Source organism: Aquisalinus luteolus (assembly GCF_009712425.2).
Classification (GTDB): domain Bacteria; phylum Pseudomonadota; class Alphaproteobacteria; order Caulobacterales; family Parvularculaceae; genus Aquisalinus; species Aquisalinus luteolus.
Genome location: NZ_VCJR02000001.1, coordinates 126934 through 149814 on the forward strand (window position 1 = coordinate 126934; position 22881 = coordinate 149814).

The window sequence follows — 22881 nt, forward strand, 5'->3', positions numbered from 1 at the left end:
TCATGGTTATGACAAAACAAAAAGAGCGCACAGACTATCGAACCGTTCAGACTGTACCGGGCAGGGTGAATATCATTGGCGAACATACAGACTATAATGGCGGAGCGGTGCTGCCGGCACTCGTTAACAGATCGATCACTGTGACTGTGTCTTTAAATGCGGGTGAGCGACTGTGCATCCATTCTTCCACCTTTGGTGAAACGAAAAACAGGCCGACGCGCTTCTCACGCGACGGTCACTGGTCCGATTATGTTGCCGCTGTCTTCGCTTTTCTATCCGATAACGGCCTTTTTTCAGGCGGGGCAGATATTTCGCTTGAGAGCGATATTCCGGCGGGCACAGGACTGTCCTCCTCTGCCGCGCTCCTGGTAGCATGCCTCAAAGCTGCTCGCGACCTTTCGGTCTTTGACGTGTCGGACAAGACTATCGCGCTGTGGGCACAGCAGATTGAGAACAAATTTCTCGGCGTGCCTTGCGGCATAATGGACCAAATGGCGGTGGCCCTAGGAGAGCCCGGTAACGCGCTCTTTCTCGACACGCGGACGCTGCAGGTCGAGCAAGTGCCTCTGCCTGACGGACACACTATCGCCGTATGTCACTCTGGCATTCAGCGCCGCCTTGATGAGGGGCGGTATGCCATTCGCCGCGCTGAATGTGAGGAAGGCAAGAAGCTACTCGGTGAACCCAACCCTTGTCTCATGGGAGACGAAACCTTCGAGCGCGCTCTGGCCTTGGCCACGCCGATAAATCGGCGGATGCGACATCAACGTACGGAGCATATCCGCGTTCTTAAAGCAGTTGACGCAATGCGTGCGGGCGATGTCGATACTCTCGGACGCCTCATGGATGAAAGCCATGTGTCTATGCGAGATGATTTTGAGATTACCCATCCAGTTTTGGATGGAATGGTTCTTCGAGCGCGTCAGCACGGTGCGCTTGGTTCACGGATGACCGGTGGGGGATTTGGAGGGTGTTTCGTCTCACTGGTACCTGATAATATTTTCCCGCGATGGCAGCAATTGATGAACGACGATTTCCCACAAATCACTTTGATATAGCCACGTACATGATGAGTGTTTTCTCTTGAACCAAATTTTTGAAGGCCTTCTGGGAGCTAAATTTTCAAAAGTGAAACCTGAAAAAAATTTTACCAAGGCAAGATCGCTGGCAATGACCCTAACCGGGTTGGTATTCATCTCTGCCTGTTCGCAGGAGGAGGGCGCATCGAAGGCGCCGCAACAGGCTGCGTGCGGGGCAGGAGAATTGAGTGAGCCTGTTTCCGTTACCGGCGGCACGTTCACCATGGGCTCGGATGAGGGCTATGCCGACGAGGGCCCTGCCCGGCAGGCGACCGTCAGTGTTTTTCGCATTGACAGGCACGAAGTCACCAACCGGCAGTTTGCAGCCTTCGTTGACGAGACCGGCTATGTCACCGTCGACGAGCGCCAGCCAGATCCGGGCGATTATCCAGGCATCCCCGCAGAGCAGCTGGTGCCAGGGTCAGCTGTCTTTACCCCGGATCTCGTGGAGAATTTCGGCCAGTGGTGGTCTTTCGTCGAGGGTGCGAACTGGCGCCATCCGGAAGGACCGGACAGTTCGATCACTGATATGATGATGGACCACCCGGCGGTGCACCTCGCCTATGAAGATGCCGCGGCCTATGCCGACTGGGCAGGTGGCCGCCTGCCGACAGCGGCGGAGTGGGAATATGCTGCGCGCGGCGGCCTCGAAGGTGCCCGTTACGAATGGGGTGAGGAGGCGCCCCATGAAGGCACGCCGAAGGCAAACACGTGGCAGGGGGTCTTCCCGGCGCAGAATTCGGAGCGCGACGGTTTCGCCGGTCTCGCTCCGGTCGGCTGCTTCCCGGCGAACGGTTACGGCCTGTACGACATGACCGGCAATGTCTGGGAATGGGTGGCTGATAGTGTCAGTGCCGACGGCCGGGTCGGCACGGTAAAGGGCGGGTCCTATCTGTGCGCGCCGAATTACTGCCGCCGCTATCGCCCGGCCGCCCGACACGATCAGGAAACCGACTTTTCCGCTTCGCACATCGGTTTTCGTGTGGTTTATGACTGACGGGGAGTTTTGAGATTACTATATGGACTTCCGAGACTTGAATTAAATTCCCTGTAAAGAATTGCAGGAATTTGGAGCTGATATTTTGGATTTGGGCCACTTTTTCAAAACTCGACTTGCTTACCAACTTCGTTTTAAGCGTTTCGAATGAAGCTATTCCGATCGGGCGCTGGCTAAGAGGTTTTGACGGGTGCGATTGTGGCAGGCGAGGATTAAGGTCAAGGGGCCAACCAAGCGCATGCCTCGCTTTGTCTGCGACAACAGTCGACAGCCCGAATTCCCCGCACCCATTGCTGCGATCTATAGGCAGTGAGACATTGTCACCGTCGGCAGCAATGTCCATACGGTTGCGACCAGAGCGGTCCATCCGGTGGCGCGACTGACAAATCGCACGAACTCCGATTGTGTGGCGAAGCGCCGGGCATAAAGCGAGATCAGCAGGATAATCTGTGCACAAATGGCGAGAGCGTAGGCCGAAACCAGCAGCAGTCGAGGCACGGATATTGTGCCAAATGGCATGCCGCCGATCGCGTGACCGCAGACAAGTCCGTGTAAAGCGTAAACGGTCGTAAAGGCGGCGAGCCAGACCAGCGGGGCGATGACGATCCTCAGTATGTCTGTCATGAGAGCCAGCCCGTCAGATGCACGACGAGAAAGACCAGTATCGCGATGACGCCGAGATAGTCGATCCACAGTTGAACGACCGGAAATTCCGTTTTTCTGGCCGCCGAGGTGAAGCCCAGGGCCGTCCGGCTGACGAGGAAGGCAACCATCAGCATGCCCAGCGAGGCATGGAATAAGGCATAAGAGCCCAGGACGAGCAGGGTGGCTGCATAGGCGTGTTCCACGGGTGCCGGCACTCGCAGGGTGATCGCAGCCGCGGCAATCGCGACCGTCAGCGTGCCGGCGAAACAAAGACCCAGCCAGGCAAGCGGGGGTTGGCGGAGAGCATTGGCGCGGCGTGCACGGCGGATTGCCGCCGCGCCCACCATGGCGCCGGTGGTCCCAAGCGCCAGTTCCACTGCCGAGGCGTCAAACCAAGCGGGTGGCGGCCAGCCCGGGGCGACAGTCCATAGAAAGGCAAAGCCGAACAGAAGCGAGCCGAAAAATGTTGCATTGGCGACAAGGAGAAACAGCGACCCCCACCAGCCCGGCGAGTGCTCGACCGTGCTTGCATTGGGCAGCTCGATGCCATGCCCGATATCCTGCACGGGCAGATCCTGCTTGCGACCGAGCACCCAGACCCATCGCCAAGCGAGAGCGGCAACCCCGATCACGGCAATCGGAATGCACCAGTATGCTTTCAGCAGCAGCGAGAGGAAAAAAGTCCCGGTCACCGCCGCCATTATAATTGGCAGATGCGTATTCGTCGGATAGATGACGTGATAGTCGGGCTTTCCGCTGGTGATCTCCACAGTCAATGTCTCGCGCAGGTCATTGGGCCGGCCGAGATAACCTTCCCCGCTGGCGAGGCGGACAGCCAATTCAGGATCGTCCGTGAACGGTTCCCGGCTGGTCACATGTGGCAGGCTCGCAAAATTGTAGGGCGCTGGGGGAATGATCATCGCCCATTCAAGCGTCCCAGCACTCCACGGATTGCGCGGGGAGCGGCGCGATGTGAGCATATGCAGGATCACCTCGATGAGGACCATGGCAATGCCGATCGCGAGGATGAACCCGCCAATGGAGGAAATCAGGTTGATCGTAGTCCATCCGTCCTCCGGCATATAGGTCGAGATGCGCCGGCGCTGGCCGAGCAAGCCGACCCAGTGCATGGCGAGGAACGTCACGTGGAAGCCGGTGAAGATGAGCGCGAAGGCGGCTTCGCCGAGATAGAAGAAACGCTGCCTGCCGGTGAAATGCGGTAACCAGTAATAAAGACCGGCGAGGATCGGAAAGACGAAGCCGCCGAACAGAACATAATGCAGATGAGCGGTCACGAAGGCCGTGTCGTGGGCCTGCCAGTCGAACGGTACGACGGCGACCATGACGCCGGTCAGCCCGCCAATGACGAAGGTGACGAAGAAACCGAGAATGTGCAGCATCGGAAGGCGCAGGTCGGGGCGTCCTTTCCACATCGTGCCGATCCACGCGAAGATCTGTACCCCGGTCGGCACAGCGACCAGCGTCGATGCGGCAGAAAAGAAGGCGAGCCCCATATGCGGGATGCCTGTCGTGAACATGTGATGGACCCACAGGCCGAAAGACAGGAAGGCGAGCGCTACCGCTGCTGCGACGATCCAGCCATAGCCGAGCAAGGTAGTCCGGCACATGACCGGCAATACCGTCGAGATTACGCCGGCGGCCGGCAGAAATATGATGTACACCTCCGGGTGCCCGAACAGCCAGAACAGATGCTGCCATAACAGGCTGTCGCCGCCGAACTCGGCCTGGAAGAAAGGCAGGCCGAAAGCGCGTTCCACTTCGAGCAGGATCGACCCGAGAATGAGCGGCGGAAAGCCGGTCAGGATCATCAGTGCCGTGACAAGCGCATACCAGGCAAAGATCGGCATTCTTGCGAGCGACATGCCCGGTGCACGGAATTTCAGGATCGAGACGGTGATCTCGACGGCGGCGGCAATCGCCGATATTTCGACGAAAGTGATTCCGATCAGCCAGAAATCGGTGTTGATGCCGGGTGAGGAGATGGCGCCGGTGAGCGGCGGATACATGAACCAGCCGCTGTCGGGCGCGATCCCGAAAAGCATCGAGAACAGCAGCATCCCGCCGCCGAAGACATAACACCAGTAGCCATAGGCCGTGAGGCGGGGGAAGGCGAGGTCACGGGTGCCAAGCAGCTTTGGCAGAAGATAGACGGCCAGCCCTTCGAAAGTGGGGATGGCGAACAGGAACATCATGATGGTCCCGTGCATGGTGAAAATCTGGTTGTAGAGGTCCGGCTCCGCAAAGGCCGAGTGCGGTGTCGCGAGCTGTGCGCGGATCAGCATCGCCAGAATGCCGCCGACGATGAAGAAAAAGAAGGCGGTGACGAGAAACATCCGCCCCAGGTCAGTATGGTTGACAGTCGAGAACAATCCCTTGAAGCCGGGCGCCGAGGCCCAGATCCGGCTGAATTCCCGGTGCCGTTCGAGCGCTTTCACTCCGTCTCTCCTGTCAGAAAGGCCTGCCAGCCCGTTTCGTCATGGGCGATCACCTGGAAGGTGAAGCGGTCGTAACCGCTGCCGCTGAATTCCGCGCTAAGCCCCTGATAGGTGCCCGGCCGGTCGGCTTCGATCCTGAGCGTGTTGACATGTCCGGGGATCGCGTCGAGCTTGCCCGCGAGGCGCGGCACCCAGAAGCTGTGAATGACGTCGGTGCTGGTGATCGATATGTCGACGGGACGGCCGGCGGGGATATGGAGCACGTCCTGTGTAGTCCGTCCCGGCAGGTCGTCATAGGAGAAGTTCCACGCCCACTGCCGTGCCTCGGCCCGCACGATCACGGTTTCGCCGCTCTCGCGCGGCAGCAACTGCTCGCCGATGACAAGGCCATAGGCGAGCAGTGCCAGCAGAACGGTTACGGGAAAGGCGATCCCGAGTTTCACGATCCACAGCCGCGCCGATCCGGCGTCATCCTCGCACGCGGCCCGCTTGCGGAAGGAAAGAGCTATGAGCACCATGACGAGGCCGAAAATGAGGACACCGCCGACGAGCATCACCCACCACAACAGGGCGATACTGCGCGCTGCCGGGCCGGCCGGGTCGACGATGGACAACGCGCCGTCGCAACCAACCAGCACGAGAAGTGTTGCGCATGCGACGACAGAACGGGAAAGCGGGACAAGATGGCGTCCGACGATGGTGAAACAGAAACCGAAGACCTGACCGATCCGATCAAGGAAATTCCCGGCTTCGATGAGACGGAGTCGCGCATCGCCGTTCTCGGCCATCCGATCCACGCGATGAGTGTCGCCTTTCCCGTTGCGCTGACTTTCTGCATTTTCGGCGCCGATGTGCTGTACTGGTGGACGGGCGATCCGTTCTGGGCTCGGGCAGCGATGTGGGCGGCCGGCACGGGGTTCCTGTTCGGCATGCTCGCCGGTTTCTCGGGGACGGCTGAACTGCTGCTCGTATCCGGCATCCGCGTGCGCGCGGCGGCCTGGACGCATTTCATCATCGCCGTGACCCTGATTTCCCTTCTCGGCGCGAATTGGGGTCACCGGCTTTATGGTTATGAGTCCGCGGTTCTGCCTTATGGGATCCTCCTGTCGGGCCTGTGTGTCATCGTCGTGGCTTTTACGGGCTGGCATGGCGGCAAACTCGTCTTTGACTATCGGCTCGGGACGTCGAAAAGCAACTGACCATCCCGTGGCTCCAGCAGCCATTCGGGAAAACTGATCCAGTCGAATGTCGGCTTTGCCAGCACCAGAAAGAGGATTGCCACGACGGGCACGAGTACGGAAGCTACGGGCAGATAGGGCCAGGGCGCAGAGCGCCGTCCCGGTTTCTCGGCAATCATGTGGACAAGATGCCCGACCCGGGCATGCGCGGCCACGAGCAGCGCGACAAAGACCAGTTTGGCATAAAACCAGGGCATGTAAGCCTCGCGCAGAAAGATGAGCCAGGCTCCGGCAATGACCGCGATGACCGCCGCCGGCGTGACACAGAGGGTATACGTCAGGTGCGTGGCATTGCGGATCAGGCGATGATCTTCAGAAGAGACTGCCGGATGATGGCGGGTCAGCATGAGGGGCAGGACAATCAGGCCGGCACACCAGATCGAAATGGCGGCGATGTGCACACCCTTCAGGAGCGGGACTGTCGACAGAAGCCATTCGATCATGCCGCACCGACCGACAGGCGTGCCCAGCTTCGCCGTACCAGCACGGCGGTGGCAATCGCGTAGGGTATGCCTGCGGGCACCCACATGATCAGCCCGCCCAGACGCTGATCGTCCAGTGGCGTCAGCCCCCATGACAGGGGCGCGACGGCATGGGCCGCATAGAGCGGGGCGGGGGCAAAGGTGAGAATTGCGCCCAGCATGCCCATCGCCGCAAAGCCGGCGATGATGAAGAGAACACTCTCCACAGGGGAGCCGGTATCGCCAAGTACGGATCGCCAGAACCAGACGGCACTGCCGAGCAGCGTCAACTGCATCAGCCAGTAAACGGGGATATAAGACAGGGCGAGGTCATAGGCGGCCGGGATGTGCCAGGCCCAGAGGATGAGTGTCGAAACGGTGAATGGCAAAGCCGGACCTGTCCGCAGCCGTGTACGGAAACCCTGCGCGAAAAGCGGCGCCGCGACAGCGACAAGAAGCACATGATGGACGACCCGTGCCGAAAACAGCGCCGAAGAAAGCGCACAAAGGGGCGACACGAAGGCTATCACCAGAACGAATACCGCCAGAAGCTGCCATCGATCATGCCGGACGACGAAGCCTAGGGCAGCCAGGGCAACGAGAAGAACTGGATCGAAATTCCATTCAGTCCATATCTCCCCCGGCAAGGGCGGTGCGCCGCAGTAGATTCCGTCCATAAATGAAGTGACCTCCTTGAGGGGTTCACTGCGTGACAGGCGCGGGTGACCAGATTACCTGGTCCACACAAGATAACCTTCTCCGGCAACCTTGCACAACAGCGACACTTGCCAGAAAGTTCCCCCTTACATCGTTGTTGCAAGTGACGGCACTTGTCCCGTGCGCAGCTTGCGATCAACCGGTACGGAATACAGCTAAGTTATCCCTCCATACTGATGATTGACAGGCCCCTGCCGTATACTGAGGACAATCAGGGCAGTGCCTGCGATAAAGGCTGCCACCCACTGCACCGGTGTTGCTTCCAGAACCATCGGGGCAATCATCAGGGTCAACCCGAATCCCATATTCAGGTAACGCAGGATACGGGCCATCTCGGCATAGGCGATGACAGACGTGGTCACCACCAGTGCACCTACGACATGGTCGACCCCTGCCATTGCGCCTTCCGCGCCGAGAGTGAGCCGCGTGAACATCAGCCAGATGCCGATCAGGATGCAAAGCGACAGGTTCCAGGTAAAGGCGACGCCTCCCGTCCACATGTCTTTCCAGATTGCCAGCGGATGCCGGTGAAAGTCATCGGCATCCACGTTTTCTCCTTCATCCGTATCGCCCGTGAAAAAGATTCGCAGAAGCGGGCGCCCCTGTTTCTTGCGGCGGATGAGGAACTGGCAGGTGGCAACCAGCTCGTCGAGCGAATAGGGGATTTGCAGGAGCATCGCCGCAGCGGCGATCAGGCACAGCGTGCACCAGGTTCCGATCACGATTGGCTGGATGATGATAAAGCTGATGGAAACCACGCCGAGCGGCACGATCATGATGCCGAACAGCAGAACCAGCCATGGCATTGTGCGCCAACGCCGCCGGCTCCCCACGATGCCGGTGATGATCTCGAGCATGTAGGTCAGGGCACCGACCCCGGCATCCGGAACCGGCCATGCCTCGGACACAGAGGAAGTGGTGATTTCCTCCGACCCGTTCTTCGGATCCGGGCCGCCTGCAAAAAACGGATCCCAGATGCCGTCGATATGACCGAGCTGGTAGGCTGTCATGTGACGGGAAATCAGGAAACCGATCACGGCGAGGATGATGATCGGCAGGCGCTGTGTCCATGTGGAGGGCGAGAAATCCCAGCCAGGGGGTATGTCGGGGCCTGTCTCCGCCGCATGAATGGAGACCCCGGGGCTCGGGCGGGTGCACAGGGCAAAGCCCATCGTCAGCGCGCCGACAAGCGTGCCGTTGAGATAGGCCGCTGCAGTCGGTGCCCAGAACAGGAGTGGTGCTGCGAGAAGCCATAAGCCCGCTGCGGCAACGACCCAGCGCGCAGGCTCGAGTTTCGAAGATGCGGACAAAAGGCCGAAGACTAAGATGACGGCGCCGGCCGTGACATCGCTCCAGGCCATCAGGGTCGATTCATAGCCGAGACTTACAGGAGAACCGATGAGCCACAAGCCAAGGGCCGCATTGATGAGATGGGCCCAGCGATTGTCGGTATGCTCACGCAGATAGGTCTCCTGATAATGCGCACGCATGTCTTCCGGATCGTTCGTATGTCTTGCCCCGGTTTCCAGCCAGTCTGGCGGCGTGATGCCATTGGCCTCGTACCAGGCGAGCGGATCATCCTTCAGCGTCGCGATCAGGGCCGGCAGTTCATCGCGGATGTCGTGCGCCGGCTCCCAGCCAAGGAGATTCTTGGCCTTGGAGATATCGAGACCGTAATGGTCCTCGGCCATATCGATCATGAACGGACGGATGAACGGTTTTTCGCCCCTGTCGATTGCATCGGGTACCACCGGCTCGCTGGCGGCCTGAAGCGCCGCGCCAGCTTTGGCCAGAGGTTTTGGCGCCTCGAGGGTCAGCCATTTTTCCTTGCCATGAATGAGGCAGCCGATTTCATCCTGTAGCGCCGCGTAGGAGACGCCTTCCGGCTCGCCGGCGAGTATGACCTCTTCCTCTGCCACCGCATCCCGGTTTTCGATCCCGCGACGGAACAGCTCGAGCAGGTCGTCGCGGTGGATCATGGACTGGCCGCAATCGGTCTCGCCGGAATAGATATGGGATTTCAGATTGCTCTCATAGATGCGGGCGATCTGATGCGAGAGTGTCGGAACGGCGGTTTCCTCGTCATAGAGACCCGCGAGGTGAAACAGTGTGACAGGGATGGTACCGCGTTCCTCGCGGATTGCCTGTTCTGTCTTCGCTTTCGATTCAGGATAAGCCCATTTCGGCGCAATCGGTGCTTGCTCGTCTATGCGATGACCGGGCGTCGTCGCTTCATGCACCAGCATCGTGCCGGAATAGAAGAAACGGTCGACATCGAAATCCTGCAGTGCCCGCAACAGGTGACGCGTGCCCTGCACATTCACCTTGTCGTAAAGCGGGCTGTGCTCTCCGGTAAAATCGAAATAGGCCGCGAGGTGGATCACGGCAGCGATGTGCGTGCCATGCTCTTCGCTCAGGCGTGATAACGCATCGTGTACGGATTTCTCATCGGTGATGTCAAATTCGATACAGGATATATCGAGATCGCCGCAATCGAGGTCGAGACCGATCACCAGGTAATCCTGTTTGAGGATGCCGATCAGCCCCGCTCCTATCGCTCCCGATGCACCCGTGATAACAACGAGTGGCCTGTCATCCTGTTTTTGCTGCATGGCGGTTCCCCGCGTTGAGTGTGGTCCGCTTGCCGTGCCAACGGGCTGGTGGCGCAGAGGGTTCCGAAGACATGCCTCCCTTCGCCTCGTGGACGATGCTCCCTTCTTGCGTTTTGCCCCGGTTTTCGAACCAGAACGGTCTGCGCACTGTCTCGTTGTCAGGGCAACCGACCGGAGTAAGCTATGCCCGGCTTTTCCTCTTTCAGTCTCGCCGTCAACATCGCCGTTTTCGCAGTGGCGGCTGGCATCGTCGGCTATGCCGGCACCAAGATCGCGAAATATGCCGATGCGATCTCGGAGCGGACCGGGCTGGGAGAGGCGGTCATCGGTCTGTTCTTGCTGGCAGGGGTTACGTCACTACCGGAAATCGCCACGAGTTTCACGGCGGCATCCTCGGGCAATGCCCCGCTTGCGGTCAACAATCTGCTGGGCAGTATCGCCATGCAGATCGCCGTGCTGGCCGTCGGCGACCTCGTCTATGGCAAACGGGCGCTGACCTCCATCGTGCCCGACCCGGTTGTGATCCTCCAGGGCGCTCTGAATGTCGTGCTCCTGAGTGTCGTGGCCTTTGCTGTAATGATCGGCGATGTGAGTGTCCTCTTCGCGGGCGCCTGGACCTGGGGCCTGCTGGTGGCCGCGATCTACAGCTTTTACAAGCTGGCAGAAGGGCGCGGACGAGAGCCATGGGTCCCGAATGACGAGGATCATGAACAACTTCACGGTCTCAGCATGCCCGGCACCGATGACGGCAATGTTGTGCTTGGCGTGAAAACGGTGGCGAGCGCGCTGGCAATCCTCATCGCCGGTTTCATCGTGTCGAGGGCCGGCGAGACGATCTCGGTGCAGAGCGGGCTGGGGTCGTCTTTCATGGGTGTTGCTTTCGTGGCGATTGCGACGTCGCTGCCGGAGCTCAGCACCGTTTTCGCTGCCATGCGCCGCAATCTGTACACCATGGCCATATCCGATATTCTTGGCACGAACATTCTGAACATTTCCCTGCTGCTTGGCGTCGATGCGGTATCGCCGGGTGGTCCGGTTCTGGACCGGGTCGGGGTGTTCGCCGCAGCTGTCGCGCTTCTCGGCGTGGTGCTGACCGGCCTCTTCCTCGTGGGGCTGGCCGAGCGGCGCGACCGGACCGTCTGGCGCATGGGGGTGGACTCGCTGCTTGTACTGGTCTGTTACGCCGGTGGCCTCGCCTTCCTGTTCATGATGAGGTGTGAAGGATAAGCGAAGCCACAAGCCGAAGGATCAGTCCATTACCAACGCGGAAGGTTTGGAGGCGCTGTGTCTTCTGACTGTAGAACGTCATTTTTCAGTGATGCTAAGGTTCCTTCCCTGAAATCCAGCCAGATTTTCCCTGTTTGATTTTGCAGGGAAATTTTGCTTAAGGGGCTGAGAATACGTGAAAAACCCTTCTGATAGGGGTGGTTTGTTCTCCATTTTCGCGTTTTTCCCTGTATTTTCCGAGTTATCAGCGAAATTCGAACTGAGACCCGTTCGCTTCCGTCGCCATCCACCGCCACTTTATTTGCGCGATACCACCCGTTAAGGATTGCGCCACGACACAGCGGCGATGTCGCAGAAATCTATGCCGATCCGGGGCTCGCCGCGGACCTGCTCGGCTGGAAAACGACACGCACGCTGAAGGATATGTGCCGGGACCACTGGGCGTGGCAGTCCCGCAATCCCGACGGTCATGGCCTGAGTGCCGAGCGAGGGGAGGCAGTTATATGACAGTTGACATTAGCAAGCTTGAAACGGTGGCCGGCACGCTTTACCGCCGTCATTTCGTCAAGGCGGACAGCCGCTCGCTTTGGCTCTACGGCTATGAGGCGCACGAACTGGAGCCGTTGGCCGAGGAGGGAGGCGAGCCTATCCATGGTGGCTCCTTGCGCTGGCACCCTTTGCGTCAGGAATGGAACGTCTATGCCTCGCATCGGCAGAATCGCACATTCAAGCCATCAGCGGCGAACGATCCGCTTGCTCCTTCGAAGCCGGGTGGCGCGATGACGGAAATTCCGTTTGCGGATTTCGAGCTGGCGATCTTTGACAACAAGTTTCCCAGTTTCCATCCAGATGCTTCCGCCCCGACTGAGAGCATACCCGGCATGGCCCTGCACCGACCCGGTGGCAAGTGCGAGGTCGTTGTCTACACCCCGGCCCTGGAAGGCAGCCTTGCAACCATCGGACAGGACAGGCGGCGTCTGCTCGTCGCAGCATGGATCGACCGGTATGAGGCGCTGTTTGCCCAAGGTCATAAATTCGTGCTGCCGTTCGAAAGCCGCGGCGAAGAAGTGGGCGTTACCCTGCACCACCCGCACGGACAAATTTATGCGTTCGATGTTTTGCCACCTGTACAGACAAGGATGGCGGCGGCTTTCCGCGAGGGGTACGATCTCTCTGCCGAGATGCAATCCTGGGGCGAAGGCTATGAAGTGACCAGGCAAGGGGGGCTACGCGCCGTCGCGCCACCCTTTGCCCGCTTTCCATACGAGACATGGATCATCGCGGAAGAGGCTGTGCCCGGGCCGTGGGCGTTCCGCGCGGAACAGGCAGATGCCTTTGCCCACCTGCTTGGTGATTTGACAAGGCGTTATGATGCCCTTTTCGGCCGACCGACCCCTTACATGCTTTCCCTCCATGCGGCACCGGCCGGGGAGGAGCGGACTTTCCAGTTCACCGCGCAGTTCTACCCGCTGCTTCGCTCTCCGGACAAGGTGAAGTACCTTGCCTCAGTCGAGCAATCGACAGGCCTTTTCACCATCGACATCATGCCGGAACAAGCGGCAGCAGCCCTGAAGGATCTATAGGCATGGTTTTGACTAAACAAAAGGCAGGCATTGAGTACCAGACGGTCCAGACTGTTCCGGGCCGGGTCAACATTATCGGTGAGCATACGGATTATAATGGTGGCGCGGTGCTTCCCGCGCTGGTCAATCGGTCGATCACGGTCTGCTTGTCGCTAACTGCAGAAGACAGGCTTAGCATCCACTCATCCACTTTCGGTGAATCGAAAGACAGGTCGGTCTGCTTTTCACGCGATGGCCACTGGTCCGATTATGTCGCTGCCGTCTTTGCATTCCTGTCCGACAGGGGCCTGTTTTCAGGCGGTGCAGAGATATCCCTGGAGAGTGATATTCCTGCAGGCACCGGATTGTCGTCTTCTGCGGCGCTCCTGGTTGCCTGCCTGAAAGGCGCGCGCGATCTCGCCCTGTTTGATGAGCCAGACAAGACGATTGCCTTGTGGGCACAGAAAATCGAGAATGAGTATCTGGGTGTGCCCTGCGGCATCATGGACCAGATGGCTGTCGCCCTGGCGCAGTCCGACAATGCGCTGTTTCTTAATACACTGACGCTGGAAACCGAACAGGTCCCCTTGCCGAAGGATCATATCCTGGCTGTTTGCCATTCGGGCATACAGCGCCGTCTCGATGAAGGGCGCTATGCTGTGCGCAGGTCGGAGTGTGAGGAGGGCAAGACCCTTCTCAATGAGCCCAACCCATGCCATATGGATGATGAAACGTACGAGAGGGCACTGGTGCTGCCCGAGCCAATTAACCGGAGAATGCGCCATCAGCGTACGGAGCATCACCGCGTTCTTAAGGCTGTGGATGCCATGAAGTCCGGTGATGTGGAAACACTTGGGCATTTGATGGACGAGAGCCATGTTTCCATGAGGGATGATTTCGAGATTACCCATCCCGTCATCGATGAAATGGTTGAAAAGGCACGGCAATACGGTGCGTTGGGATCGCGCATGACCGGCGGCGGCTTTGGTGGTTGTTTCGTTTCGCTTGTGCCGGAAGGCTATCTGCGCAAATGGCAGGAGAGGATGAGCAACAGATTTTCGGACATCGTGATCATCTGATGAGCATGTACCTATTTTCGGGCGGCTCATAAAGGTCGTCATTGACGCGGAAAAGTAATTTCAGAAGTGGCAAGGCAGTGGGAGTCAAATGGCGATGATTTACGCTGCGCCCCTTGATGCGCCCGTCAAGGCCATCGCAGTATGGAGGTAGCATATCGAGATCCTATGAAATACTTATCTTTGATATTGGCCATCTGTCTTTGCGCTGGCTGTGACGATGCAGCGGATGTTGCCGCAAATAGTTTTCCGCAATGTTCCGCGCCAGTGGTCGGAGCGCCGGCGGAGCAGTCGGACAATATGGTTTTTGTGAAGGGGGGCGCGTTCATATTCGGGCGCAATGACGGTTATCCCGAGGAAGCCTATGAGTCGACCGTGACCCTGCCAGATTTCTGGATCGACAAATATGAGGTCACCAACCGGCAGTATGAGGCTTTCGTGGAAGCGACCGGCTATGTGACCGTCGCTGAGCGAGCCCCGAACCCTGAGGATTATCCGGGCATCGATCCATCTTTACTCATGCCCGGCTCTGCTGTCTTCCGGGCGCCTGATGCAGTCAATGGCGACCAGTTCCTGCAATGGTGGTCATTCGTGCCGGGTGCCGACTGGCGCCATCCCGCAGGGCCGGAAAGCTCTATACATGGCAAGGAAGATTATCCGGTCGTGCATATCGCCTATGAGGATGCGAAGGCCTATGCCGATTGGATGGGGCGTGACCTGCCGACGGAAGCGCAATGGGAGTATGCTGCCAGAAATCAGCAGCGCAATGAGGCTGAACAGCCCGTGGATGAGGCGGGGCGATATCAAGCCAATTTCTGGCAGGGCGTTTTTCCGGTCATGAACAATGCCGATGACGGCTTCGAGGGGCTGGCGCCGGTCGGTTGCTATGCGCCTAATCCGCAAGGAGCCTATGACATGGTCGGTAACGTCTGGGAGTGGACTGGTGACTGGTACAGGCCGGGCCATGATAACATCGATCGTACGGCTCCTGCCGGTCCCCTGAAAAGCGACAGTTATGACCCTAACAACCCGGATACCATATCCCGTGTTATAAAGGGCGGTTCCTATCTGTGCGCACGCAATTACTGCCAGCGTTATCGCCCGGAAGCGCGCCATGCGCAGGACACAGGTCTCGGCACGAGCCATATTGGCTTCAGGACCGTCGTGAATGAATGATAGACTTAGCTGTGTTGCTGGCAGCTGAAGCAGATTTTTTTCGTTCTGAAACCACCAAACCTCCTTGCAGATATACTCTCTTCAGGGTGATCTGAGATGTCGGATCGGTCAGCCCGGCTCTTTCCCCGCCATCATATTCTTGCGCAAGAACGCCTCCTTGTACGATTGCTGGTGCGGGTTGGATACCGGTTCGTGCCTGCTGAGAGCCGCCTTGTCCGGGCAGTAGATGGTTCTGCCAAAAAGGAAGGGTGATGCGAACCGCAGTCAATTGATTTGCCCGGCGTGATAGCGGTAAGTATGGTCTGATAAAAAACGTATCACGGCTGTCGAACCTGACAGTGGCAAGGGGATGCAAGGGTAGGGATGTCGAACAATAATTCTGATCGACCTGCAAGCACTGCAGGCAGTTCTGTCGTCTGGGCGCTTGGCGCATGCGCGCTGGGGGCGATAGTGTGTTTCGGCATCTTCCTGATGCTATTTGGTTATGTAGGCTCAAGAGGCCCATCGGGTCCCGGCTCAGCCGGTGGCCAGATGATGGCGCGGACGGACGGGGCCGATGTTGCTGAACGTCAGCAAGTCGCTTTCGACGATGCCTCCCTCGCCCGGGGCAAGGCGATCTACGCCCAGGCCTGTGTCGCCTGTCATGGGCAGAACATGCGCGGTGGTGTCGGGTTCAACCTGGTCGATGGCGAATGGGTGCATGGCGCCTCGCCTGAAGCGATCCTGAGCAATATCAAGACAGGCTTCCCCGACCGCGGCATGGTCGGGTTCGAGAGCCTCTATAGCGACGAAGAGCTTCAGGATGTCGTCGATTACATCCGCTCGCGCCGCGAGGGCTGGGAAAGCGGACGCTATGCGATCTGGCCGATCGCCGCGGATATTGCGCGGGATGACTTTTCCTTTGAACAGGTCATGCAGGACGAGCCGACCAAGGCTGGCCGCTTCGGCGCAGGCCTTGTCGATTACGGCCTTCCCGAGATGGAGAATTTCGCGATGGTCGTCGATGGCACGATCCATATTCCGGCTGGTACACCGGCCGGCGTGTGGGTGCAGGCTGGTGGCGGCGGCGGCGTAGAGGTCACCATCGATGGAGAGCCGGTCGAGCCGGTCTACGATCTGGCAGGGGCGATCTATCCGATCGATCAAGGGGTTCATGACCTGACCATTGCCTACAGCACCGCCGACAAGCCGAACTGGTACTCCGGCAACCTGAATATTGTCGTCCTCAACCCGGAAACCGGGGAGCGGGCCTTCCCGTTGAGCGAGGCGGGGAAAAGCTTCCTCAACGATACATCTTTCGTAATCGACGCGCAGCAGCGACCGCGCGTGATCCGCCGTGTAGTGAATAACCTGCCGTCATCGACGATCTCGGTCGGCCTGCCATCGGGCATGAATTTCGGCTTCAACACGAAATCCTGCGCCATTGTCGGCGCATGGGAAGGGGACTTCCTCGATATCGGACCCAATATCGACGGCCGCGGCGATGCGCCCTCGGTTCCCCTGGGGGAGTGGATGTTCCATGAGCCGCAAGCGATTGCGCTGAGCCAACAGGGCGACTGCCGCTATGTTGGAACGTCCCTGCAGGATGACGGCGCGCCGGTCTTTGCCTTCGAACTCGGCGGCGTACCCTATACCGTAAGCGGGCAAGCCACCGATGGCGGCATGGCGTTCGTCTATGCCGCTGCGCAAGGCCGTTCTGCTGGTGCGGTGAGCATGCCCGAGGTCGATGGTGTCGAGATGCGGGTCGAACAGGCGGGCGCGCAGACGCGGGTCCTGCTGGAAAGGACACGAGCGCAATGAGAACGATCAAGATGAAAATGCTGGCTGGCGCAGCACTGGTGCTCCCGATCCTTTCCGGCAACGTGCTGGCCCAGGACGATATGGTCGGCAATCCGGCCTATATTCCCGACGGGTACAGGCTGGAGGCCATCGCCCTGCCGGCTGATGTGCCGTTCCACGCAACCGGGCTGGATATTGATGAAGCAGGCACCGTGGCCGTTGCGACGCGTCTCGGTGATGTCTGGATACTCGATGCAGAGGCGGCCGCCGGCACACCTGCGCCTAGCGACTGGACACTGTTTGCCGAGGGGTTGAACGAGCCGACCGGCCTGATGTGGGACACGGACGGAACAATACTGGTCGGTCAGAAGTCGGAACTGACCCGTCTTGTCGACCGGGACGGCGATGGCCGCGCCGATGATTATTTGAACCTGGCGAGCGACTGGGAATTCCACGACAATTATCATGAATACAATTTCTCGCCGGTGCGTGACGGCGAGGGCAATCTCGTCGGTACACTGAATCTGGGCCATAACGTGCCAAATGGCTATTCATGGGGTGATCGACCGGTCATGGTCTCGGCGGGCGGGCATCGCGGCTGGGCCTACAGGATCACGCCAGAGGGCGAGTTCTCCTTTTTCGCCTCCGGGCTGAGATCGCCGGCAGGCGTTGGGGTAAGCCCGGACGGTCTCGTCTATTATACCGATAACCAGGGCGACTGGGTGCCGACCTCCAAACTCCATATCCTGGAGGAGGGGGGCTTCTACGGCCATCCGTCTTCGCTGCGCGATCATCCGGACTATACGATCGAAAAACTGGATGCCATGTCGGTCGAGGATTTCGCCCAGATGAGCGAAACGCCGGTCGTCTGGATCCCTCATCAGGAAGTGGCTAACTCGCCCGGCAATCCGGAGTGGGATACGACCGGTGGCGCGTTCGGCCCGTTCGAGGGGCAGATTTTCGTCGGCGACCAGACGCAATCGAATGTCTTCCGTGTGCTGCTGGAAACTGTCAATGGCCAGCGCCAGGGCGCGGTCATCAATTTTGCCAACAAGTTTCAGAGCGGCAATATCCGGCTGGCGTTTCATCCCGGTGGCGCGCTGTGGGTCGGGCAGACGGCCCGGGGCTGGGGCGCTGTAGGGTCGAAGCCGTTCGGGATCGAACGGGTTGTCTGGGATGGCGAAACGCAGCCCTTCGAACTGCATGATATTTCGATGACGGCGGACGGTTTCCGCCTCGATTTCACCGGGGCGGTCGATCCGGAGAGCCTGTCGCCGTCAGCCTTTGCCGCCGAGCAATGGCATTATAATTATAGCGACGCCTATGGCTCAGGAAAAATCGACCTGACCGCTGTCGACATCCAGTCGGTCGACATTGCAGAGGATGGTATGTCCGTCTCGATCGCGGTGGAGCAGACGCCGGGCACCGTCATGTCCATCGACTTCTCTGCCTTGCGCAGCGAGGATGGCCGGTCGGCGAGCGTATCCAAGGTCTATTATACCGTGAATACGACGATGTGAGTGATGCGTGTCCGGCACCCATGGTGCCTGAATAGAGTAACGACAAACCAATGGGCCTGAAGCGGCTGATCAGGGAGCGAGAGACGATATGACCATAACCAGAAACCGCAAGGACAGCGTGACATTCCGTGTGGGGATGATGGCCTTTCTGGCAGGCCTGGGTGTCAGCGCCTGCGGCAATGCTGATGATGCTGCCGAGACCGCACCTGTTGAGGACAGCACTCAGGCTGTGCCGAGCGGGACACCTGCCGTAGCGCCGACAAAGGCGGAGAAAACCGCCGATCTCGATGTGGCGGGGGGCGGTGCCCCCGTCGAGAGCCACGCGGTTGCGCAGGCAGGCTCGCAATTTGCGGTCATCAACGGCCCGGAGATTTTTGTCGCTGCCGAGGCCCAGTTCCCGGACAGCCCGTCCGCCGTGCAACGACCCAACAGCGAGTTTACCATCGGTTATTCCGGTACGCCGACCCTGCCGGACGGCAAATGGCGGGTGCATGATCCGGAGCGCCCGCGGCCCGAGGTCGTGGAGCCGCAAGGGGGCGTTTTCGTGCCGCCACCCTCGGACGCTGTCGTCCTCTTCGACGGCACCAGCTTTGACGGGTTCCGGACAGCCAATGACGGTGCGCCGGACTGGGTAGTGGAAAATGGCTCGCTGCGCGTGCCCAGCGACATTCCCCACACCGTCAGTGCAGATATCATTTCCAACCGGGAATTCGGGGACGCGCAATATCATATCGAGTGGCGCTCACCGCAGGAGCCGGTCAGCGGTTCGCAGGGGCGCGGCAATAGCGGCATCTTCCTGATGGGGCGTTATGAGGTGCAGGTGCTCGATTCCTATCAGAACGAGACCTATGCCGACGGTCAGGCATCCGCGATCTATGGCTGGAAGCCGCCGCTCAACAACGCGACGCTGCCGCCGGGCGAATGGCAGTCCTATGACATCGTGTTCGAGGCACCGCGCTTCGATGAGGCCGGCGAGCTGCTGAGCCCCGCATTCGTCACCGTTTTTCATAACGGCATCCTGACCCAGTATCGCCAGAATTTCCTCGGATCGTCAGGCTATCAGAACATCCTTCCCTATGAGGCGCATCCGCCGCAGGGGCCGCTGCGCCTGCAGGACCACGGCAATCCGGTGGAGTATCGCAATATCTGGGTGAGGGAACTCGATCTCGATTCCAACGACTGACCCAAATACAATCATTCCGTAAACTGTAAAAGTGAGTATCGATGTCTATTTCCACTGCCGTGATGGTGCTGCTTGCCATCCAGCCTGCCAGCAATGCAACGCCTGACGTGAGCAACACAGCCAATGATGGCGACACGATTGTCGTGCGCGCCCAGCGCCTCGTCGATCCGGCAGCGGTCAGTGTAGAGACAATCGATGTTCGGGGCATTGACGCCCTGGGCGATGTGAAAAGCGTTCTGGAAACCTCGCCCAGCGTCAGCATTGTCAGCCCTGGCCCGGCCGGCGCGACGGAAATCCTGTTGCGTGGCGGTGATGCGAACTTCACGGCGGTCACGGTTGACGGCGTGCGTCTCAACGATGTGACCGACAGCCGTGGCGGTGCCGTCGATGTCGGTGCCATCGCCCCGTTCGAGATCGGCAGGATCAACATCTACAAGGGGGCTGTCTCGGTGCTCGAAGGCAGCGACGCCCTGTCCGGCCAGATTGCCCTGGAAACGGATGACCCGCGCGACGGGCCCCGCGCCGAGGCGATGCTGCGCGTAGCCGATCAGGGCCTTGGCTCTGTCAATGGGCGGTGGTCACCCTTGCGGGACGAGGCATTGGCGCTGTCGGTGACAGGCACGTGGTTCGATTTCGGCGACGGGCCTGCAGGCCAGACATACTCACGATCCAGCCTTGGCGTGAAGATGAGCGGCGCGGCAGGCAGTGGCCGCTGGGTCGCTTCTGCTCGCGTGGGAGAAACCTCGCGCGAAGCGTTCGCCGATGCCAGTGGCGGGAACCGTTTCGCGGCAACGCCGGATCTTGAGCAGCGCGATGCACGGTTATCCACCCTCTCCCTGCGCTATGGCGCGGGTGAGACGGCTGGCTGGTCGCCGAGTGTCGCCTTCACCTATCTGCACCGGACAGAAGACCGCGACACACCAGCCGCGCCGCCACAAGTGCCGGCGGGCACAAGCGACAGCACGTTCGAGCGCATGACACTGGTCGGCACGGCGACCCGATCCCTGTCACAGGACTGGCAGGCACTGGCGGGTGCGGAAATCGTCCAGGAAAAAGGCGAGACCACCGGCAGCCTCGATTATGGGTTTCCGTTGCCGGTCGATTTCGAGCTGGAGCGCACGACGCCGTCCGTCTTTGCGGAGGTGCGCCGGGATAGCGCTGCACGCGGCGATGGCGGGGCTTTCGATCTCTATGCCGGTATCCGAGCCGATTATGTGGATACGGAAGAATTAGTACCGACCGTTCGGGCGGGCGGCGAGTATCACCTGCCAGACAATGGCACTTCCGTCTATGCCAGCATCGGCACAGGGTTCAAGGCGCCGAGCTTTTACGCCGTTGGCGACCCGCTGGTCGGCAATCCCGATCTGGAAGACGAGACCAGCATCACTGGTGAAGTCGGCCTGCGCCATGCGATTGGCGAAGTCACGGCAGTTGACCTGTCGGTCTATCATTCCAGCTACAAGGATCTGATCGATTTCGACGGTGCCACCTTCAGCCTCGTCAACCGGGCAGAGGTCGAGGTGACGGGCATCGAGGCGAGCCTCACCCACGAAATTGGTGCGCATGCGTTCTCGGCCTTCGGCACACAGATGAACACGCAAGCGCCCGACGGCGCTGTGCTGTTGCGGCCAGACTGGCGCGCCGGTGCGACATGGGCATGGTCGCAGGACCGGATCAACGCCTATGCCTCTTATCGCATTCGCGGCGAGATCGAGGCGTCGTCAGTGCCGACCGGCATCGTCACTCTGGACCCGTCACAACGGCTTGATCTGTATGCGGGCTATGAGCTGACCGACGGGCTTCAGCTGGCGCTGACTGCGGATAATCTGCTCGACAGCGAGACGGAAGCGCAGCCTGGCTTCACCCCGATGGGGCGACGTCTGGGCATCAGGCTCGATATCGCATACTGATATTGCCGCGGATCTGCGGGTTTGTGGCTTTCTCGACATACTCCTGAAAGTTGTTATATCCTTGCCCGATCCAGGTGCCGGACTGGGGCGTTACTGTCCGGCCTGTTTACTGGCAGGGAATCTGATGGCTGAAATCGAGAGACTGCCGACCATAGCCGATGTTGCGCGGGCATGCGGGGTATCGATGCGCACGGTCTCCCGGGTGATCAACGGTGCAAGAAACGTCAAACCCGCGACCCGCGTGAAGATCGAACAGGAGATCGAGCGGCTGAAGTTCCGCCCCAATCCACAGGCGCGCGGGCTTGCCGCCAGCCGCTCCTACCTGCTCGGTCTCGTCTATGACATGCCCAACGCGCTCTATCTCGACACTATCCAGCGCGGCATCACGGGCACATGCCGCTCTTCCGGATACGAACTGGTGATCCATCCCTGCGAAAGCACAGGCAGTGATACCGTGATCGCCGATACACTCTCGTTCGTGCGCCGGTCCAATATCGACGGGCTTATCGTCTTGCCCCCTGTCTCGGAAATGGCGGCCTTGCCGCCAGCGCTGGACGAGGCTGGTGTCGACTATGTGCTGCTGGCTTCTGTCGATCTGGTGGACCCGGTTCACCTGGTGCGATCGGCCGAGCGGCTAGCCTGTGAGGACATGACGCGTCACCTGATCGAACTCGGGCACAGGGATATCGCCTTCATCAGCGGACCATCGGATTATCGCTCTACCCGAGAACGGCTCGAAGGCTTCCGCGATGCATTCAGGGCAGCCGGACTGGCGCTGAACGAAGAGCTGATCCTCAAGGGAGACTATGGCTATCACTCGGGATACAGCGCCGGGAATGCGCTGTTCTCCCGCCGCCAGAAGCCCACAGCCATTTTTGCGAGCAATGACGAAATGGCCTTCGGCGTTTTCAATGCTGCGGCTGAAGCGGGGATGAGTGTTCCCAACGATGTTTCGGTTTGCGGTTTCGACGATGTGGTTTTCGCCGAGCGGACATTGCCTTCCCTTACCACGATCCGCCGGCCGTCCCTGGCCATGGCATCGCTGGCGACGGAAAAGCTCATTGCGCTGATCGAGGGGCGTGACGATGTTGCGAACCGGATGCAGGCTGTTGTGCCGCTAGAGCTGATCTTGCGCAATTCCACAGCCGCCAGGCGCTGACCCGCAACCCGGCGCACCACAGATGGTGCGCGCATGATTTCACTTCATTTGTACACAGAGACGAGCTCGGCGCATGTGTGGCAG

General features: G+C 59.7%; 18 protein-coding genes. 12 read left to right on the forward strand and 6 right to left on the reverse strand.

The window, feature by feature from the left end; all coding sequences use genetic code 11:
- The first annotated feature begins 2 nt into the window (after nt 1–2).
- Both galK (FF098_RS00590) and FF098_RS00595 read left to right on the forward strand, forming a co-directional pair.
- Nucleotides 3–1058, forward strand: a complete 1056-nt coding sequence (gene galK / locus FF098_RS00590; protein WP_155135880.1) for a galactokinase — start codon at nt 3–5, stop codon at nt 1056–1058.
- Nucleotides 1059–1263: 205 nt separating this feature from the next.
- The gene (locus FF098_RS00595) at nt 1264–2076 is read left to right on the forward strand and encodes a formylglycine-generating enzyme family protein (protein ID WP_205967317.1); all 813 of its coding nucleotides are present in this window, start codon (nt 1264–1266) and stop codon (nt 2074–2076) included.
- 300 nt (nt 2077–2376) lie between these two features.
- On the opposite strand, the gene FF098_RS00600 is transcribed toward FF098_RS00595, so the two are convergent.
- The 3 genes from FF098_RS00600 to coxB are packed head-to-tail and all read right to left on the reverse strand — an operon-like array spanning nt 2377 to nt 5815.
- On the reverse strand, nt 2377–2700 hold the full coding sequence (locus FF098_RS00600; protein WP_155135886.1) for a hypothetical protein: 324 nt from the start codon (nt 2698–2700) through the stop codon (nt 2377–2379).
- Entirely contained in the window at nt 2697–5177 is a 2481-nt protein-coding gene (ctaD, locus tag FF098_RS00605) for a cytochrome c oxidase subunit I (RefSeq protein WP_166426257.1), read from the reverse strand. The genes FF098_RS00600 and ctaD overlap by 4 nt, the downstream gene beginning before the upstream one ends.
- On the reverse strand, nt 5174–5815 hold the full coding sequence (gene coxB, locus FF098_RS00610; protein WP_205967318.1) for a cytochrome c oxidase subunit II: 642 nt from the start codon (nt 5813–5815) through the stop codon (nt 5174–5176). The genes ctaD and coxB overlap by 4 nt, the downstream gene beginning before the upstream one ends.
- 45 nt (nt 5816–5860) lie before the next feature.
- Here coxB and FF098_RS00615 point away from each other — a divergent pair, with 45 nt between their 5' ends.
- Complete coding sequence (locus FF098_RS00615) at nt 5861–6376, forward strand: DUF2231 domain-containing protein (RefSeq protein ID WP_155135896.1); 516 nt, start codon at nt 5861–5863, stop codon at nt 6374–6376.
- Here FF098_RS00615 and FF098_RS00620 read toward each other — a convergent pair.
- From FF098_RS00620 to FF098_RS00630, 3 genes are all read right to left on the reverse strand, one after another.
- Nucleotides 6346–6858, reverse strand: coding sequence for a CopD family protein (locus FF098_RS00620; protein WP_155135899.1), 513 nt, complete (start codon nt 6856–6858; stop codon nt 6346–6348). The two genes, FF098_RS00615 and FF098_RS00620, sit on opposite strands and share 31 nt — an antisense overlap.
- A complete protein-coding gene (locus FF098_RS00625) occupies nt 6855–7553 on the reverse strand; it encodes a cytochrome c oxidase assembly protein (protein ID WP_155135902.1) in 699 nt (232 codons plus the stop codon). Before FF098_RS00625 ends, FF098_RS00620 begins: the two co-directional genes overlap by 4 nt.
- Before the next feature lie 195 nt (nt 7554–7748).
- The gene (locus FF098_RS00630) at nt 7749–10205 is read right to left on the reverse strand and encodes a vitamin K epoxide reductase family protein (RefSeq protein ID WP_155135905.1); all 2457 of its coding nucleotides are present in this window, start codon (nt 10203–10205) and stop codon (nt 7749–7751) included.
- A 183-nt stretch (nt 10206–10388) separates the two neighbouring features.
- On the opposite strand from FF098_RS00630, the gene FF098_RS00635 reads away from it, so the two are divergent.
- The 9 genes from FF098_RS00635 (at nt 10389) to FF098_RS00675 (ending at nt 22797) form a co-directional block, all read left to right on the forward strand.
- Nucleotides 10389–11432 carry a sodium:calcium antiporter gene (locus tag FF098_RS00635; protein ID WP_155135908.1) on the forward strand — a complete coding sequence of 348 codons (1044 nt, stop codon included), beginning with the start codon at nt 10389–10391 and terminating at the stop codon, nt 11430–11432.
- A gap of 503 nt (nt 11433–11935) precedes the next feature.
- On the forward strand, nt 11936–13015 hold the full coding sequence (locus FF098_RS00640) for a galactose-1-phosphate uridylyltransferase (RefSeq protein ID WP_155135911.1): 1080 nt from the start codon (nt 11936–11938) through the stop codon (nt 13013–13015).
- 2 nt (nt 13016–13017) lie between these two features.
- Nucleotides 13018–14073: a galactokinase gene (gene galK / locus FF098_RS00645; protein ID WP_155135914.1), complete on the forward strand. Its 1056-nt coding sequence runs from the start codon at nt 13018–13020 to the stop codon at nt 14071–14073.
- 297 nt (nt 14074–14370) lie between these two features.
- Nucleotides 14371–15246, forward strand: coding sequence for a formylglycine-generating enzyme family protein (locus FF098_RS00650; RefSeq protein ID WP_155135917.1), 876 nt, complete (start codon nt 14371–14373; stop codon nt 15244–15246).
- Nucleotides 15247–15609: 363 nt separating this feature from the next.
- On the forward strand, nt 15610–17046 hold the full coding sequence (locus FF098_RS00655) for a c-type cytochrome (protein WP_155135920.1): 1437 nt from the start codon (nt 15610–15612) through the stop codon (nt 17044–17046).
- Entirely contained in the window at nt 17043–18545 is a 1503-nt protein-coding gene (locus tag FF098_RS00660; RefSeq protein ID WP_205967319.1) for a DUF7133 domain-containing protein, read from the forward strand. The genes FF098_RS00655 and FF098_RS00660 overlap by 4 nt, the downstream gene beginning before the upstream one ends.
- Nucleotides 18546–18633: 88 nt before the next feature.
- Complete coding sequence (locus FF098_RS00665; RefSeq protein WP_205967320.1) at nt 18634–19728, forward strand: 3-keto-disaccharide hydrolase; 1095 nt, start codon at nt 18634–18636, stop codon at nt 19726–19728.
- Between the two features lie 41 nt (nt 19729–19769).
- The gene (locus tag FF098_RS00670) at nt 19770–21638 is read left to right on the forward strand and encodes a TonB-dependent receptor plug domain-containing protein (protein WP_155135923.1); all 1869 of its coding nucleotides are present in this window, start codon (nt 19770–19772) and stop codon (nt 21636–21638) included.
- Between the two features lie 124 nt (nt 21639–21762).
- Nucleotides 21763–22797 carry a LacI family DNA-binding transcriptional regulator gene (locus tag FF098_RS00675; protein ID WP_155135926.1) on the forward strand — a complete coding sequence of 345 codons (1035 nt, stop codon included), beginning with the start codon at nt 21763–21765 and terminating at the stop codon, nt 22795–22797.
- The last annotated feature ends 84 nt before the right edge of the window (nt 22798–22881 follow it).

Coding starts and splice junctions, on each gene's coding strand:
- galK (WP_155135880.1), top strand. CDS start 3: ATGGTTATGACAAAACAAAAAGAGCGCACAGACTATCGAACCGTTCAG.
- FF098_RS00600 (WP_155135886.1), bottom strand. CDS start 2,700: ATGACAGACATACTGAGGATCGTCATCGCCCCGCTGGTCTGGCTCGCC.
- FF098_RS00615 (WP_155135896.1), top strand. CDS start 5,861: ATGGCGTCCGACGATGGTGAAACAGAAACCGAAGACCTGACCGATCCG.
- FF098_RS00620 (WP_155135899.1), bottom strand. CDS start 6,858: ATGATCGAATGGCTTCTGTCGACAGTCCCGCTCCTGAAGGGTGTGCAC.
- FF098_RS00625 (WP_155135902.1), bottom strand. CDS start 7,553: ATGGACGGAATCTACTGCGGCGCACCGCCCTTGCCGGGGGAGATATGG.
- FF098_RS00630 (WP_155135905.1), bottom strand. CDS start 10,205: ATGCAGCAAAAACAGGATGACAGGCCACTCGTTGTTATCACGGGTGCA.
- FF098_RS00635 (WP_155135908.1), top strand. CDS start 10,389: ATGCCCGGCTTTTCCTCTTTCAGTCTCGCCGTCAACATCGCCGTTTTC.
- FF098_RS00640 (WP_155135911.1), top strand. CDS start 11,936: ATGACAGTTGACATTAGCAAGCTTGAAACGGTGGCCGGCACGCTTTAC.
- galK (WP_155135914.1), top strand. CDS start 13,018: ATGGTTTTGACTAAACAAAAGGCAGGCATTGAGTACCAGACGGTCCAG.
- FF098_RS00650 (WP_155135917.1), top strand. CDS start 14,371: ATGGTTTTTGTGAAGGGGGGCGCGTTCATATTCGGGCGCAATGACGGT.
- FF098_RS00655 (WP_155135920.1), top strand. CDS start 15,610: ATGTCGAACAATAATTCTGATCGACCTGCAAGCACTGCAGGCAGTTCT.
- FF098_RS00660 (WP_205967319.1), top strand. CDS start 17,043: ATGAGAACGATCAAGATGAAAATGCTGGCTGGCGCAGCACTGGTGCTC.
- FF098_RS00665 (WP_205967320.1), top strand. CDS start 18,634: ATGACCATAACCAGAAACCGCAAGGACAGCGTGACATTCCGTGTGGGG.
- FF098_RS00670 (WP_155135923.1), top strand. CDS start 19,770: ATGTCTATTTCCACTGCCGTGATGGTGCTGCTTGCCATCCAGCCTGCC.
- FF098_RS00675 (WP_155135926.1), top strand. CDS start 21,763: ATGGCTGAAATCGAGAGACTGCCGACCATAGCCGATGTTGCGCGGGCA.